Here is a 14,845-nt window from a genome sequence, read left to right on the forward strand (position 1 = left end):
TGTTAGTCAATTCTATAGCAGAAAACTTACCCTACCTGAATAGACAACATACTTAACGATGCCGACACAATTCCTTCAATCGGTGTACTGATCTCTTCTTGCCCATCCCAAGTTCCCAAAATAGGCAAAATAGGCAAGTAATGCTCTGGTGATGGGTTCGATAATTTGCCATCCTCCCGTTCTAATCCTTTAGTCAGTGGGTGAGGCGTTTCATGACTTTGCAGATTGTCATATACAAATTTTTCAAAAGATATTGCCCACGGGTACGGCTCAGCATGAGAGTTCTGCCAGTTCATCGCCCGTAAATTGTGGACAACATTGCCACTGCCCATAATCAGCACGCCTTTCTCCCTTAAAACACTCAATTTTTTACCGAGTTCATAGTGCCAAGTAGCGGGCTTGCTACCATCGATACTCAGTTGGATCACGGGGATATCCGCTTCTGGATACATACGCAGCAAAATTTCCCATGTACCGTGGTCTAATCCCCACTCTTGTTCATCAAGGTAAATTGGCTCAGGGGCGAGTAATGAAACAACTTGCTGAGCTAATTCAGGAGAACCAGAAGCTGGATATTCGATTTGATACAAGGCTTCGGGGAACCCGCCAAAATCATGAATCGTTTTTGGTTTTAACATCGAAGTCACAGCAGTACCGCGCGTATACCAATGGGCTGAAATCACCAAAATTGCGCGTGGCCGAGGTAAGGCTTTACCGAGATTTTCCCACGCTTGAGTGTAAGGGTTATCCTCAATCGCATTCATAGGGCTACCATGACCAATAAAAATGGCAGGGATCTTATTTTTTACCATCGAAGTATTTAATGACATGATAATTTCAACTCCAACTCAATTAGTTTCTCCCTACAGCATACGCTTTCCAGCAAAAAACACAGTGGGCTAATTATGAGTATGATCATCAAAAAAATTGAAAAGGCCACGAGGTGTGCAACTCAGTGGCCTTTATAACATTCTATATGCTTAACAGACTATTTATTACCTAAATAACTAAAACCATTACATTAGATAATATTCAAGATATGACGAGAAAAAAGATTAGCTCGCTTTCTTTTCCTGCAACTGACGATACTGAACTAAGTCTTCAATCGTCACCACAGTCAAACCATGTTGCTGACCAAACGCAGCCACTTCTGGGGTACGAGCCATAGAACCATCATCATTGGTTAACTCACACAGCACACCGGCTGGCTTGAAACCTGCCAATATTGCTAAGTCGATAGACGCTTCAGTATGGCCACGACGCGTTAATACCCCGCCTTCACGGCCACGCAGAGGGAAAACATGTCCTGGGTGGTTAAGGTCTGAAGGAACGGCGTTATCTGCAATTGCAGCGCGAATAGTAGTGATACGGTCTGCGGCAGAAACCCCTGTCGTCACACCTTGTGCCGCTTCAATGGTCACAGTAAAGCCTGTTTGATTTTGGCTCGTATTGTTATCTACCATCATAGGTAGTTCGAGTTGCTTGCGGCGCTCTTCAGTAATACAAAGGCACACGATCCCACTGCTATAACGAATGGTAAATGCCATTTGCTCGACGGTCATAGTTTCTGCTGCAAAAACTAAATCGCCTTCGTTCTCACGATCTTCATCATCAAGAACAAGAACACCTTTACCTTGGCGTAATGCCTCGATAGCATTTTCAACACGTTCGATAGGATTGCCAAATACAGAAAGTAGCGAATGATCCATGGTAAAAAACCTCTTAAATAGTTATTAACTAGTTACCAGAATCAAGGCAGTCTTAGGAATACGAGAAATGGTGAATATATAAATAGCCAATAAAAGGCATTTACCTATTCAGGTATGCAGAACACTATTGTGCGTAATCGCACAAACATGCAGATACTGTTAATTCTCTCCCATCCGGACTATAACCGTCGGCCCCAGATTCACACTGGGTCTGCTGACCTTTACCATAAAAATGATAAAGCGCTCGCGGGCTTCATGCGTGATGCATGTTTACCGCCGGTGGGGACTTTCACCCCGCCCTGAGATATACGCAATTAATATAACGCCAATAATTCAAGTTCGCAACGATGATAATCAAAATTGGCGAATGACTCACACTTTTAGCCAAAAAACATGAATAAAAACTTAGAGTTATCAAGGTTAATTTCACTACCGGCTCTAAACCTCTCTCTAAATAATTCAAGCTAGCGCAAGGCAGCAAGAGGTATTAAACTAGTCCCAACAATTCACAACAATATTTTGATAAACTTAAGGACCCGCGAAATGCTCGATCCGAAAAAAATTGAACAAGTTGCCCGCCAAATTCAAGGCGCTTTACCACAAGGCGTACGCGATTTAGGTGAAGATTTTGATAAAAAACTGCGTTCACTGTTACAATCACAACTCGGCAAATTAGACTTAGTCAGTCGTGAAGAATTTGATATTCAAACTCAAGTCTTATTACGCACCCGTGAAAAATTAGCGAAGATGGAACAACGCGTCAGCGCACTCGAAGCCCATTTAAATGTAGAAGAAAAAACGGCTGAGTAATTAAATTGAAAAAGTGACACCGATTAAGGCGTCACTTTTATTATTTGATATTCAATTCACGCTCAAGCAGCTGAACAATATACTGATTCTTAGAAACATTATGCTCAGTTGTTACTGCATTTAGATAAGCCTCTAAGCGGCTTGGGTAACGCAGCGTAAATGACTTTACCGTTTCTTGTTCTTTGAACGGGTTAAACCCTTCTTCTTGGCAGCCTTCGATGTATTCTGCTAAAGAAATTCGCGCTTCTTTTTTTAACCCTTCAATGCTATCAGAAACAAAATCACAGTAACCACTTACATCTAAAAACTTACCACGAAACGCTTTAATTTCAGCTTCATAGATAACAGATGCAGGATGGCCGTCTATCGTCATCACATTACTGCTTTTAATCATATTCCACCCCTATCGTCTATTCCATGACGTCATATTGTGATATCAAAATCTAAAGCAAAAAAAATATGACGTCAACATTTGACGCCATATTAATTTTAGATAAATAAAAACCTCACGGCGTTTTTACATACCCACGTGAGGTTATTAACTCGCTAATTAATAATGATAAATTAACTGGTTTTCATGATATTTTTGATGATATTGGTTGTAGAAATACCATCTTCAAAGTTAAGTACTTTAACTTCGCCTCCCGCTGCCCATACCTCCGCACTGCCCGCGATCTCTTCAGGGCGATAATCCCCCCCTTTAACTAAGATATCAGGCAAAACCTCTGCGATTAGACGCTGTGGAGTGTCCTCTTCAAAAGCCACGACCCAATCTACTGCCCCTAAAGCCCCTAGAACGGTCATACGCTGTTCTAATGGGTTAACTGGACGTGTTTCACCTTTTAAGCGGCGTGTCGAAGCATCGCTATTTACAGCCACAATTAGGCGGTCACCCAATTTACGCGCGTTAGCTAAATAAGACACATGCCCAGCATGGAGAATATCAAAACAGCCATTAGTCATCACTACACGTTCACCGCGCAGTCTTGCATTCTCAACCGCTTGTTTTAATTCACTTTCAGTCATAACACCAAAACCAGTGTCAGCACGGCCACGAATAGCGTTTTCTAATTCAATAGGCGAAACTGTTGAAGTCCCTAATTTGCCCACCACCACGCCTGCTGCGGCATTAGCTAGTGCACAGGCTTCATGTAATGGGCGGCCAGATGCAATAGAGGCAGCGAGAACACCAATAACCGTATCCCCTGCCCCCGTCACGTCAAACACTTCTTGTGCTTGAGTCGGTAAATGCAATGGGGCTTCATCACGGCGGATCAGGCTCATACCTTGTTCTGAGCGCGTAATTAGCAGCGCTTTAAGCTCCAATGACTGAAGCAGCTTCATGCCTTTTTCTTCAACGTCTTGGTTGTTTTTACATGGCCCAACAATCGCTTCAAACTCAGACATATTTGGAGTCAATAAAGTTGCCCCACGGTAACGTTCGAAATTGTTTCCTTTCGGGTCAATCAAGACTGGAACATTGGCCTTGTTGGCGAGCGCTATCATCTTCTCAACATGAGTTAACGCCCCTTTTGCATAGTCAGACAGCACTAGTGCGCCAATGTGTGGCAGTGCTTGTTCTATGCGCTCCAGTACAGGGGCAACATCCACGTTTTCAAAACCTTCTTCAAAATCGAGGCGAATAAGTTGCTGATTACGTGAAAGTACGCGTAATTTAGTAATGGTTGGATGGGTGGGGATAGCCACAAAATCACAACGAACCTGAACGGCATTTAAATTTTTAGTGAGTGCTTTTGCCGCGTCATCAATTCCAGTTAACCCCACAAGGCGTGAATTTGCACCCAATGACGCAATATTCATCGCGACGTTAGCCGCACCACCGGGACGCTCTTCGACCATTGTGACTTTAACAACCGGGACAGGGGCTTCTGGCGAGATACGGTTTGCAGGACCATGCCAATAACGGTCTAACATAACATCACCAACCACCAGCACACCGGCTTGTTTATAATCCGGAAGAGTTACTTTCATCCTGCACTCCAGTCTTAAAAAGGAAATCTGATAATAATTAGCAACAATACTAGCATATTGCGCTGTTTAGCTAAATAAAATGCGTTTGTTCTTTATTCTTCAAGCCATTTTTGCCAACTTGCTAAAACTTGTTCACGTTGCTGAGAAAATTGGCTTATCTCTACACGGCTTGGTAGTGATTGTAATGCTAAGTGATGGAGCTCATTACGCATTGTGACATACGCTAGAGTTAAAGCATTCGCTTCATCTTCTGGCATAAAACCATACTGCGCCATCAACTCGAAAATACGCACATTATCAGACCAACGTGTTAGCGCATTATTTTCTGCGGCAAAACGCAAAACTAAGTATTGTGCGATAAATTCAATATCAGTAATCCCACCAGGATCCGCTTTTAAGTCGAATTCATTGACTTGATGACTTCCTAGGTGCTGATGCATTTTCAACCGCATATCACGCACTTGCTGTTGCAAAGTTTTAGGGTCTCTTGGCATACACAGAGTTTCGTGGCGAGTCTGTATAAATTGCCGTTGTAAATCCTCATCACCAAACACCATTCGAGCTCGAATTAACGCTTGATGTTCCCATGTCCAAGCATCATTTTTTTGGTAATCATCAAATGATTGTATGGTACTGACCAACATTCCTGATTCACCAGAAGGCCTTAGTCGTGCATCAACTTCATACAACACACCAGAAGGGGTTCGAGTACTAAACAAATGGATAATACGCTGAGCAACACGCAAGTAAAATTGGCGAGCGTCAATGGAACGTTCACCATTGGTGACCACATCTAAAGGGCAATCGAAGAGAAAAACAAGGTCTAAGTCAGAGCCATAGCCCAGTTCCCAGCCGCCTAGCTTTCCATAACCTAATACCGCAAACCCATATTGTTTTTTGTCACTTTGCTCTAGATGCGCTGGCTCACCATAGCGTTTTACCATTTTTTGCCACGCTTGGTGTACCACCGCATCAATAATTGCTTCCGCAAGGTAAGTCAGATGATCACTGACTTTCATTACCGGCAAAACACCTGAAATATCTTCAGCAGCAATACGCAATAATTGAGCTTGTTTGAATTGACGTAATGCTTCAAGTTGTTGTTCTTCGTCATCTTCAGGAACGCGCATTAAATATTGGCGCAGCTCATCACGGTAGGCCGTTAGCGGTAAGGGTTGGTATAATGATTGAGGGTCGAGCAACTCATCAAGTAACAATGGGTGGCGAGCTAATTGTTCCGCTATCATAGGTGAAGCCGCACATAAACGAATGACATGCGTCAAAACCTCATCAAATTCAAGCATTAACTCTAGGTAAGTTGTGCGGCTAACAATGCTCAGTAACAGTGGTGTGATGCGCTCAATGACTTGCCCTGCATCATCACGCTCACCGACTTTAGCCAATAATTTAGGCATTAATTCATCAAGAACATCTCGCCCTCGAGGACCAATGGTGCGTTTATTGAGATCATGACGGAACATCACTATACCGTGAATGATACGTTGTGCAATCTCTTCACTTTTAGACGGCAAATAGCTGGCTAATTCTTCTTTTGATAATTCACTTTGCCATAATGTGATATAAATTTCATCGAATACATCAATGTTCTCAGAGTCATCTTCCTGGCCTATTTGCTCGGTGAATATTTGATGCACCGCAACCATTTTTTGACTCAAAACCTGATAAAATGCAGGCCAATCAGCAAAGCCCATCCCCCACGCTAAACGCGCTTGATTTAAAGCCTCTTCGGGGAGTGTTTGTGTCTGTTGGTCATCAATACATTGCAGTAAATTTTCGACTCTACGCAAAAAAAGGTAACTATCTTGCAGGATATTAACCTGATCTTCGGTTAACAATGCGAGTTCTCTAATTCCTTGTAACGTTGAAAATAAAGATTGCGACTGTAAAACAGGTTCTCGTCCCCCTCGAATGAGTTGGAAAACCTGTGAAACAAATTCAACTTCGCGGATCCCTCCAGCGCCTAATTTGATGTTATTGACCAAACCACGACGCCTAACCTCTCGCTCAATCATATTTTTCATATTGCGTAAGGATTGGATCACGCTAAAGTCGATATAGCGACGATAAACGAAAGGACGCAAAAGCTTTCGCAAACACTCCTCATAATGGAGGCTATCAGCGCCCATAATACGGGCTTTAACCATCGCATAGCGTTCCCAGTCTCGCCCTTGTTCTTGGTAATAATCCTCAAGCGCAGAAAAGCTAAAAACCAGCGGACCGCTATCTCCAAATGGGCGTAAACGCATATCTACCCGATAGACAAAACCATACTCCGTCACTTGATCGAGTACGCGGATCAATTTTTGTCCTAAACGCGTAAAAAATTGTGCGTTATCTAACTCTTTTCGGCCACCTTGGGTCACCCCATTTTCTGGATAAGCAAAAATCAGGTCAATATCAGAAGAAAAATTGAGCTCTCGGCCCCCTAATTTCCCCATCCCTAAAACCAACAGCGGCTGCGGTTTTCCTTCTGCATTACAAGGTGTTCCCCATGACTGACGATATTCTTGATACAACCAGTCTTGCGCTGCAACAACCAAGGTTTCCGCCAATATACTGAGCTGATAAATCGTTTCTTTTTGCCTGCTTATTTCTAGCACTTGCATCCATGCGCAGCGCACTAACATATGATGACGAAATGAGCGCAACACTCGCATCAAGTGGTCTTCGTTGCTAACAGATGACAAATCTTGAGCTAACCATGATGCATAACTTTTCCATTCATCGGCTTGTGGTGGTCGAGAGCGAATTTCAAGTAAAAACCGCGGATGTGCTAATACTTGCTTTAACACAAAATCACTGAATGCAAGCACTTGAATTTCTTGTTCATTTAACGGTAATAATTCATTCGCTTGTTCCGCTAACTGGCTTAAAACGCGTTCACCTTGGCTTTGTAATAACTCAGGAAAAGCATGCATATTATCAATACCTTAATGGGCTTCTTGATAGGTTAAAGCACTTAACCACTGGATAAAGGCTAATTTACATTTTAACCACTGGCTGCTATAGCAAAAATCCTCAGCACTAATTGTTTCATCGGCAATATCTGAACGTAATTGTTCCAGTGGAGTGTCATGGATAAAGTGAGGTACAGAATTTTGGTAATGCACTAAAAATGCCTGAACAAAACGTAAAAACTCACTGAAACCTTGGCGCGCATTGCTTCCATTTTCTAACCAGTAAGCTTCATGCTGCTGGCAAAGTAATTGCATATGCATTAATGACTTTTCTAAGGGCAGCTCTTCGTAGTCAAACAGCGAGTCTGGACAAGTTAATGGCTCTTTTGGCAGCGATAGCAAGGAATATCCACGTGCAGCTTTGCTAAGTGATGACAAATGTAATCCGTCGATATCTGCAAATTTCTTCGCTAAATTGAGTACATCAGCAATAAAGCCTTTTTTTAGTTCTAGTTCAAACTCTTGAATAGGCAAATCCTTTGCGCCAGAGGAAATTTCACCTTGGTCAAAAACCACTTCTATTTCGCTATCTTCAAAAGTCACTAACCATTTTTCACGGGTAAAATTGGTGCTAAAGAGGATATTTAATTCAGACTGAAGCTGTGAAACATCAGTGCCTTCTGGCCAAATTTCAGCAGGTAATGCGGCTAAATCAAGCTCAGGTGAATCAATGTCAACATTATATTCAGGCCGTTGGTGTAAGCCGCCTATCGCCTGCCCAGCAGTTTTCATTGTCATTTCATAACGACCATCACAACCGCGGATACGTAAGCCCATATCCCACTGACGTAACTGCTTATTTGCCGTATCAAAGTAGATATTGGTTAACTTCGTTGGTTCGCTGTACTGGTGAGACAATGTTGATAGACACTGTCGTACAGCCTCTATTGCCGAGTGCTTAGCAGCAAGTTTGAGTTCAACCTCTACGTGGCTCATACATATCCTTATTTAATTATTTCACTCCACTCATATTACCCCAATCGAGCTAAGCTGAGAAAAGAAACTGCATAGGAATCAAAAATTCTACCTGTCATATTTCTTTCAGTGAGTTATATTGAAAATAGAGTGAAAATAAGGGTAATTTAGACAGTTAGGATAGTTCTCATTCTCCTTTTGGGTGTGAAGACATCTGCGTTTAGGGTTTGCACCCTTACACTTTACTCATTAGTATTCAAATAATATAAAACTCATTCACCATCAAAAGACTGTAAATACCATGCGAAAAATTCCATTATTATTAATTTCAATCATGGGGCTAGGCCTTTCCTTAAATTCACATGCAGCAGAAAAACGTTATGTGTCAGATGATTTATCCACATACGTTCATAGTGGACCAGGCACAAAATATCGTATTGTAGGTACGCTCAATGCCGGGGAAGCGGTTGAACTGCTTTCCACAGATAACAAATTTGCACAAGTTCGCGATGAAAAAGGTAGAACGGTCTGGTTACCTGTTGACCAACTCAGCAACACTCCAAGCATGAAAACCCGCATTCCAGAACTTGAAGCTGAGAATCAAAAGCTACGTCAACAACTCGACAATATCGACAGTACGTGGAATACACGAACTGCAGATATGCAGCAAAAAGTGGCTGATAATGACAATATCGTCAGCCAGCTAAAAGCCGAAAATGAAAAGTTAAAAAATGAGTTGATCAAATCCGGTAAAAAGCTAGAGATTGCAGAAGTCAACTTAGATGATCGCCGTCGTGAATTGATTTTACAATGGTTTATGTATGGTGGTGGCGTTGCCGGTGTTGGCTTAATTTTAGGTTTGATTTTACCGCACATCATTCCACGTCGTAAAAAGCGTAATGATGGTTGGATGTAATTGAGGCCATTCACATGAAAGTCTATCTCGTGGGTGGCGCAGTGCGTGACCAACTTCTTGGACTACCTATTTCAGATAGAGACTACGTGGTGGTTGGTACAACCCCCGAGGCAATGCTATCGCAAGGTTTTCAACAAGTCGGAAAAGATTTTCCTGTTTTCTTGCACCCAAAAACCCATGAAGAATACGCTTTAGCCCGAACAGAACGTAAAATTGGTGCAGGCTATACCGGTTTTAGCTGCTATAGCGCACCGGATGTCACTATCGAAGATGACTTACTGCGTCGTGATTTGACGATTAATGCGATAGCTCAAGATGAGTCAGGTGAAATTATTGATCCATTCCACGGTGTCATTGATCTCGATAAGCGTATTTTACGCCATGTTTCCGATGCATTTTCTGAAGACCCTTTACGGGTTTTACGGGTTGCTCGTTTTGCCGCTCGCTACTTTGAGCATGGTTTTACTATCGCACCAGAAACACTCGCCTTGATGCAAACGATGGCCGCTACAGGAGAATTATCTCATCTCACCGCCGAGCGAGTTTGGACCGAAACAGAAAAAGCGCTGAAATCAAATTCTCCACAGGTGTATTTTGATGTTTTACGCCAATGTGGTGCTTTAGCTGTACTTTTTCCTGAAGTTGATGCGTTATTTGGTGTTCCTGCCCCTGAAAAATGGCACCCTGAAATTGATACGGGTATCCACACGCTAATGGTAATGAAAGTGATTGCCGAGCTATCTAACAATGTGGATATTCGCTTTGCGGCCTTATGCCATGATTTAGGTAAAGCGCTGACACCACCTGATATTTGGCCGAGCCATCCAAACCACGGTGAGGCAGGTATTCCATTAATAGAAACTCTCTGCGCAAGATTAAAAGTACCAACTACGGCTCGTGACTTAGCCCGTCTAGCGGCACGCTATCATGATAAAATCCATGTTATCAATAAATTACCTGCTAATGAGCTAATTGCGATTTTTGATGGGCTTGATAGCTGGCGTAAACCAGAACGTATTGAACAACTGAGTTTAATCAGCGAAGCTGATGCAAGAGGCCGGTTAGGCCTTGAACAGCAAACGTACCCACAAGGGATATATTTCAAGCAGGCTTTTGCTATCGCACAAGCGGTTGATGTCAAACCTATTGTTGAACAGGGATTTAAAGGCCCTGAAATTCGCCAAGAACTTACAAAACAACGCATTGAAGCGGTAACAGATTGGCAGCAGCAACAAATCATCTAACGACCATAAAACTGGCGGCTAAACACCGCCAGTCATCATTTAAGCGGTTTTCATGCCTCTTTCGATAATAACCCCAACCTGCTTGGCTCGCGCCACGGCTCCCGGCTTAGCCACCTTAATACGAACCCATGGGCTAGCAAACTGTGTCATCAATAACTGTGCAACTTCTTCAGCAACACGTTCTACTAACCCAAACTTGTTATTCCCTACATGAGCTAGGATAGCCTGACTGACTTTGGCATAATCTAGGCAATATTCTACATTATCGCTCATAGACGCGCGTTTGTTATCCCATCCCATTTCGATATCGAGCACGAGTTTCTGTTCAATATCTTGTTCCCAGTCATATACACCAATCGTGGTGATGACTGATAATTGCTCAATAAATACGATATCCATCACGTCATTTTCTCATTTATGTACTGAATTGATACCACTTCAGCAAAAATATGCGTATTATCCAAGACTGAAGTGAATTTATGGCCTTAACCGTTTTTGGAGTTAGCTATGAGTGCAACCGCGCTTGGCATGATAATCTTCGCCTATCTTTGCGGCTCAGTTTCGAGTGCGATACTGATCTGCCGTTTGGCGAGACTACCCGACCCCCGTCAACACGGCTCTGGTAACCCTGGTGCAACTAACGTATTACGTGTAGGCGGTAAAGCAGCCGCTGCCGGAGTACTCATTTGTGACGTATTAAAAGGGATGATACCAGTTTGGCTTGCTTATTATTTAAATGTGCAGCCATTCTATCTTGGCTTTGTTGCAATTGCAGCCTGTCTTGGGCATATATATCCCATTTTCTTTCGTTTCAAAGGCGGAAAAGGGGTAGCAACCGCATTTGGTTCAATTGCCGCTATTGGTTGGGATCTTTCTGGTTTAGTCGCAGGGACATGGTTACTTACGGTATTGCTTAGTGGTTACTCATCACTCGGCGCGATTGTCAGCGCCTTACTTGCCCCCTTCTATGTTTGGTGGTTTAAACCTGAGTTCACTTTCCCTGTCGCCATGTTGTCTTGTTTAGTGTTAGTTCGCCATCACGGTAATATACAACGCCTTTGGCGCGGTCAAGAAAGCCGTATTTGGCAAAAACTAAAAAACAAAAAGCAAAAAACCAATAAAGAAATAGCCCAAGAAACCAAAGAACAAGAACTAGATGACTAATCGTTAATATGATTTTTCCTAAGAAGAGCTGATTTCAGCTCTTTTTTATGCTATTTGCCTTGTTTAAAATTTCCAAAAACTCCCCCAATAACAACCGTTCGATATCTCTCCTTAAAACTGTACTGATAGCAATTTGTGCTACGTTACATTTTTGCCATAACCAGCGCACACTTTTAAAAAAAAGTTAAATAATTGCAAATTTATTACTAAGGAATATTTAAAAGCTGTCGACTATATAAAAGGAAAATTAAACAATAATAATGGTATTTATAATGAGCAGAACCCCTTATATCACTCAAAACGAATATGTATTAGATGAAAATATCACCTTGATGACAACCAGCGATTTGCAAGGAAATATTGTCCACGCTAATGATTTCTTTGTACAGGTTAGTGGTTATGAATTAGATGAGTTATTAACACGTCCACACAATATTATCCGCCATCCGGATATGCCCAAGGAAGCTTTTGCCGACATGTGGGCAACACTTAAAAAAGGAGAACCTTGGACTGGTATTGTGAAAAATCGTCGCAAAAATGGCGACCATTACTGGGTTCGAGCCAATATCATTCCAATGGAACGAAAAGGGGCTATTACAGGCTATATGTCTATTCGGACACGCGCAACACGTGAAGAAATTGCTACGGTAGAACCCATCTATGACGCAATGAATGAAAATAAAAGCCAACGAAAAATTTTTAAGGGAATTGTGCTTTCTAAAAAAATGCCATTTCACTTTTCAACATATTCAACGCGTTCGCGTATCCGGCTAATCATGAGTTTGTTATTTATTCTTTGGCTCATCATGGCAAGCTTCATTCCCCAGCCAATCGCACCTCTTATGATGATGAGCGCCTGTACATTTATCACGTTACTAGTCGGTAATGTGGTATTTGAAAAAATGCTAGCAGCGCCATTGGAAAACATCACCAAACAAGCACTTGGTATTGCACGAGGAAATCGACATAGCGTTAACCATATGCAGCGCACAGATGAAATTGGCTTAATATTACGTTCTATCGGGCAGCTTGGGCTAATCTGCCGTTGGTTAATCAAAGATGTCTCCGAACAAGTTGATAACGTTCGCAAAGGCAGTGAATCTTTGGTTTCTGACTGTCGTGAATTAGATACTCACACTCAGCTAACCGTCGGCTATATGCAACAAACCGTTGCAACAATGAACCAAATGGCTGTTTCCGTAAAAATGAATGCTGATAACACGATTCAAGTTGATCAGCTTTCCAATACCACCAGCGAAACTGCAGTAAGTGGAGGTGCCATGATGGAAGCTGTTGTTGATACCATGAATGAAATTGTCAGTAGTACCAGCAAAATCAATTCCATCACTGATGTGATTAAAAGCATTGCATTTCAAACTAATATACTCGCGTTAAATGCGGCGGTAGAAGCCGCGCGTGCAGGTGAGCAAGGCAAAGGCTTTGCTGTGGTTGCCAATGAGGTCCGTAGCCTTGCAAGCCGCAGTGCAAGCGCAGTGAATGATATTCGCGAATTAATTAATGATTGTGAAAAGAAAGTCAATTCAGGAAAAAACCAAGTCCATACAGCCGGAGATACCATGAAAGAGATTGTTGACCAAATACAAAATGTCACACAATTGATCACCCATATTAGCCAAGCGACCTCTGAACAAGCGGCTGGTATCGCAGACATTACCCAAGCAGTCAGTGAGCTCGAAACCATCACACAACAAAGTACATTACTGGTAGAGCAAAGCACAGAGACATCAACGATGGTAAAAGCACGCTCAAGCCAACTTGAAGATGCTGTTGTTGTTTTACATTAATATCTAATTGAATAGCAAAAGGGCTGTCATCCAGCCCTTTTTACAAAAAATATGAATTCATTAACAATGATTATTTTTCTAAGGGTGGTAATTCAGCCAAAGGCCAGCGCGGACGAACTGTTACACCAAGTCCTGCCGTTGTTCCACCTTTAAGACGAATAAGCCCCGCTAACGCAATCATCGCTCCGTTATCTGTACAAAACTCAGGGCGCGCATAAAAAACTTCACCACCTCGCTGTTTGAGGACGTCTTCCATTTTAGCTCTGAGAGCACGATTAGCACTAACGCCGCCGGCCATCACCAAGCGTTTAAAACCAGTTTGCTCCAATGCACGTTTGCATTTAATCGCAAGCGTATCTACCACCGCATCTTCAAAGGCTCTCGCAATATCTGCACGGGTTTGGTCATCATCCGCATTTTCACGAATGGTATTGGCTGCAAAGGTTTTTAACCCTGAGAAGCTGAAATCCAGCCCTGGTCTGTCGGTCATTGGACGAGGAAAAACAAAGCGACCTGCTGTGCCTTGCTCTGCCATTCGAGATAACACAGGGCCTCCAGGGTAGTCTAAGCCTAATAATTTAGCTGTTTTATCAAACGCTTCACCTGCCGCGTCATCGATGGACTCGCCAAGTAGCTCATACTCACCAATTCCCGTCACACTGATAAGCTGGGTATGCCCACCTGAAACCAGTAACGCAACAAAAGGGAATTCAGGGCTTTTCTCTTCTAACATCGGTGCCAATAAATGGCCTTCCATATGGTGAACGGCCACGGCAGGAACATTCCATGCAAAAGCTAATGAACGCCCAACAGTTGCACCAACCATTAAAGCCCCCACCAAACCAGGGCCCGCAGTGTAAGCTACGGCGTCGATGTCTTCACTGGTTAAATTGGCTTCTTTCAACGCCGCTTGAATTAACGGCACTGTTTTACGAATATGATCACGTGAAGCCAATTCAGGCACGACACCACCGTAGTCTGCATGAACTTTAATTTGGCTGTATAATTGATTGGCTAATAAGCCACGCTCATCATCATAGATTGCGATACCAGTTTCATCGCAAGAGGTTTCGATACCTAAAACACGCATTGCACTACCCTTGTTTATTGCATAACCGCAAGTCTATCACTATTTTCGTTCAATCGCGTAATTAATGTTGTCAAAAGGCTGACTTTCCTAACTGTATAGTCTATAATCAGTCCCCTGTAATAAAAAATTTCGTGTGGCTAATTCTCATTATTATCTGGTTTTGTTTGCTTTTTCATCAAATGAACTGCAAATCAGGTAATCTTGTGTGATTCAATTTTATAC

Annotated in this window: 13 protein-coding genes and 1 riboswitch; of the genes, 5 read left to right on the plus strand and 8 right to left on the minus strand. The window is 42.5% G+C overall.

What is annotated here, in order from left to right:
• Nucleotides 1–26: 26 nt before the first annotated feature.
• Both ygiD and ribB read right to left on the minus strand, forming a co-directional pair.
• Entirely contained in the window at nucleotides 27–830 is an 804-nt protein-coding gene (gene ygiD / locus M1F26_RS14815; protein ID WP_405029955.1) for a 4,5-DOPA dioxygenase extradiol, read from the minus strand.
• A gap of 225 nt (nucleotides 831–1,055) precedes the next feature.
• A complete protein-coding gene (ribB, locus tag M1F26_RS14820; RefSeq protein WP_112307510.1) occupies nucleotides 1,056–1,709 on the minus strand; it encodes a 3,4-dihydroxy-2-butanone-4-phosphate synthase in 654 nt (217 codons plus the stop codon).
• A 158-nt stretch (nucleotides 1,710–1,867) separates the two neighbouring features.
• Nucleotides 1,868–2,020: riboswitch (FMN riboswitch) on the minus strand.
• Nucleotides 2,021–2,252: 232 nt separating this feature from the next.
• Between ribB and ubiK the strand changes: the two genes are divergently transcribed.
• The gene (gene ubiK / locus M1F26_RS14825) at nucleotides 2,253–2,519 is read left to right on the plus strand and encodes a ubiquinone biosynthesis accessory factor UbiK (protein ID WP_004257742.1); all 267 of its coding nucleotides are present in this window, start codon (nucleotides 2,253–2,255) and stop codon (nucleotides 2,517–2,519) included.
• A gap of 40 nt (nucleotides 2,520–2,559) precedes the next feature.
• Here ubiK and M1F26_RS14830 read toward each other — a convergent pair whose 3' ends face one another.
• From M1F26_RS14830 to M1F26_RS14845, 4 genes are all read right to left on the minus strand, one after another.
• Complete coding sequence (locus tag M1F26_RS14830; protein WP_140171575.1) at nucleotides 2,560–2,913, minus strand: type II toxin-antitoxin system HicB family antitoxin; 354 nt, start codon at nucleotides 2,911–2,913, stop codon at nucleotides 2,560–2,562.
• Between the two features lie 170 nt (nucleotides 2,914–3,083).
• Nucleotides 3,084–4,511: a bifunctional D-glycero-beta-D-manno-heptose-7-phosphate kinase/D-glycero-beta-D-manno-heptose 1-phosphate adenylyltransferase HldE gene (gene hldE / locus M1F26_RS14835; protein ID WP_096864068.1), complete on the minus strand. Its 1,428-nt coding sequence runs from the start codon at nucleotides 4,509–4,511 to the stop codon at nucleotides 3,084–3,086.
• Nucleotides 4,512–4,603: 92 nt separating this feature from the next.
• Nucleotides 4,604–7,450, minus strand: coding sequence for a bifunctional [glutamate--ammonia ligase]-adenylyl-L-tyrosine phosphorylase/[glutamate--ammonia-ligase] adenylyltransferase (gene glnE / locus M1F26_RS14840; protein ID WP_140171574.1), 2,847 nt, complete (start codon nucleotides 7,448–7,450; stop codon nucleotides 4,604–4,606).
• A gap of 12 nt (nucleotides 7,451–7,462) precedes the next feature.
• Nucleotides 7,463–8,425: an inorganic triphosphatase gene (locus M1F26_RS14845; RefSeq protein ID WP_140171573.1), complete on the minus strand. Its 963-nt coding sequence runs from the start codon at nucleotides 8,423–8,425 to the stop codon at nucleotides 7,463–7,465.
• A 280-nt stretch (nucleotides 8,426–8,705) separates the two neighbouring features.
• Here M1F26_RS14845 and M1F26_RS14850 point away from each other — a divergent pair, with 280 nt between their 5' ends.
• Both M1F26_RS14850 and M1F26_RS14855 read left to right on the plus strand, forming a co-directional pair.
• On the plus strand, nucleotides 8,706–9,320 hold the full coding sequence (locus M1F26_RS14850) for a TIGR04211 family SH3 domain-containing protein (protein WP_036958005.1): 615 nt from the start codon (nucleotides 8,706–8,708) through the stop codon (nucleotides 9,318–9,320).
• Between the two features lie 14 nt (nucleotides 9,321–9,334).
• Entirely contained in the window at nucleotides 9,335–10,564 is a 1,230-nt protein-coding gene (locus M1F26_RS14855) for a multifunctional CCA addition/repair protein (protein WP_140171572.1), read from the plus strand.
• Nucleotides 10,565–10,603: 39 nt separating this feature from the next.
• Here the strand turns inward: M1F26_RS14855 and folB are convergent, their stop codons facing one another.
• On the minus strand, nucleotides 10,604–10,963 hold the full coding sequence (gene folB / locus M1F26_RS14860) for a bifunctional dihydroneopterin aldolase/7,8-dihydroneopterin epimerase (RefSeq protein ID WP_004257772.1): 360 nt from the start codon (nucleotides 10,961–10,963) through the stop codon (nucleotides 10,604–10,606).
• Nucleotides 10,964–11,071: 108 nt separating this feature from the next.
• On the opposite strand from folB, the gene plsY reads away from it, so the two are divergent.
• Both plsY and M1F26_RS14870 read left to right on the plus strand, forming a co-directional pair.
• A complete protein-coding gene (plsY, locus tag M1F26_RS14865) occupies nucleotides 11,072–11,728 on the plus strand; it encodes a glycerol-3-phosphate 1-O-acyltransferase PlsY (RefSeq protein ID WP_004257775.1) in 657 nt (218 codons plus the stop codon).
• A gap of 272 nt (nucleotides 11,729–12,000) precedes the next feature.
• A complete protein-coding gene (locus M1F26_RS14870) occupies nucleotides 12,001–13,533 on the plus strand; it encodes a methyl-accepting chemotaxis protein (protein ID WP_140171571.1) in 1,533 nt (510 codons plus the stop codon).
• 70 nt (nucleotides 13,534–13,603) lie between these two features.
• Here M1F26_RS14870 and tsaD read toward each other — a convergent pair whose 3' ends face one another.
• Nucleotides 13,604–14,623 carry a tRNA (adenosine(37)-N6)-threonylcarbamoyltransferase complex transferase subunit TsaD gene (tsaD, locus tag M1F26_RS14875; RefSeq protein ID WP_094961091.1) on the minus strand — a complete coding sequence of 340 codons (1,020 nt, stop codon included), beginning with the start codon at nucleotides 14,621–14,623 and terminating at the stop codon, nucleotides 13,604–13,606.
• Nucleotides 14,624–14,845: the final 222 nt, after the last annotated feature.

This window comes from Providencia sp. PROV048, assembly GCF_033688165.1.
Classification (GTDB): domain Bacteria; phylum Pseudomonadota; class Gammaproteobacteria; order Enterobacterales; family Enterobacteriaceae; genus Providencia; species Providencia hangzhouensis.

Excerpts from the sequence above, each read along its gene's own strand:
- ygiD (WP_405029955.1), bottom strand. The coding sequence starts at position 830 with ATGTCATTAAATACTTCGATGGTAAAAAATAAGATCCCTGCCATTTTT.
- ribB (WP_112307510.1), bottom strand. The coding sequence starts at position 1,709 with ATGGATCATTCGCTACTTTCTGTATTTGGCAATCCTATCGAACGTGTT.
- ubiK (WP_004257742.1), top strand. The coding sequence starts at position 2,253 with ATGCTCGATCCGAAAAAAATTGAACAAGTTGCCCGCCAAATTCAAGGC.
- M1F26_RS14830 (WP_140171575.1), bottom strand. The coding sequence starts at position 2,913 with ATGATTAAAAGCAGTAATGTGATGACGATAGACGGCCATCCTGCATCT.
- hldE (WP_096864068.1), bottom strand. The coding sequence starts at position 4,511 with ATGAAAGTAACTCTTCCGGATTATAAACAAGCCGGTGTGCTGGTGGTT.
- glnE (WP_140171574.1), bottom strand. The coding sequence starts at position 7,450 with ATGCATGCTTTTCCTGAGTTATTACAAAGCCAAGGTGAACGCGTTTTA.
- M1F26_RS14845 (WP_140171573.1), bottom strand. The coding sequence starts at position 8,425 with ATGAGCCACGTAGAGGTTGAACTCAAACTTGCTGCTAAGCACTCGGCA.
- M1F26_RS14850 (WP_036958005.1), top strand. The coding sequence starts at position 8,706 with ATGCGAAAAATTCCATTATTATTAATTTCAATCATGGGGCTAGGCCTT.
- M1F26_RS14855 (WP_140171572.1), top strand. The coding sequence starts at position 9,335 with ATGAAAGTCTATCTCGTGGGTGGCGCAGTGCGTGACCAACTTCTTGGA.
- folB (WP_004257772.1), bottom strand. The coding sequence starts at position 10,963 with ATGGATATCGTATTTATTGAGCAATTATCAGTCATCACCACGATTGGT.
- plsY (WP_004257775.1), top strand. The coding sequence starts at position 11,072 with ATGAGTGCAACCGCGCTTGGCATGATAATCTTCGCCTATCTTTGCGGC.
- M1F26_RS14870 (WP_140171571.1), top strand. The coding sequence starts at position 12,001 with ATGAGCAGAACCCCTTATATCACTCAAAACGAATATGTATTAGATGAA.
- tsaD (WP_094961091.1), bottom strand. The coding sequence starts at position 14,623 with ATGCGTGTTTTAGGTATCGAAACCTCTTGCGATGAAACTGGTATCGCA.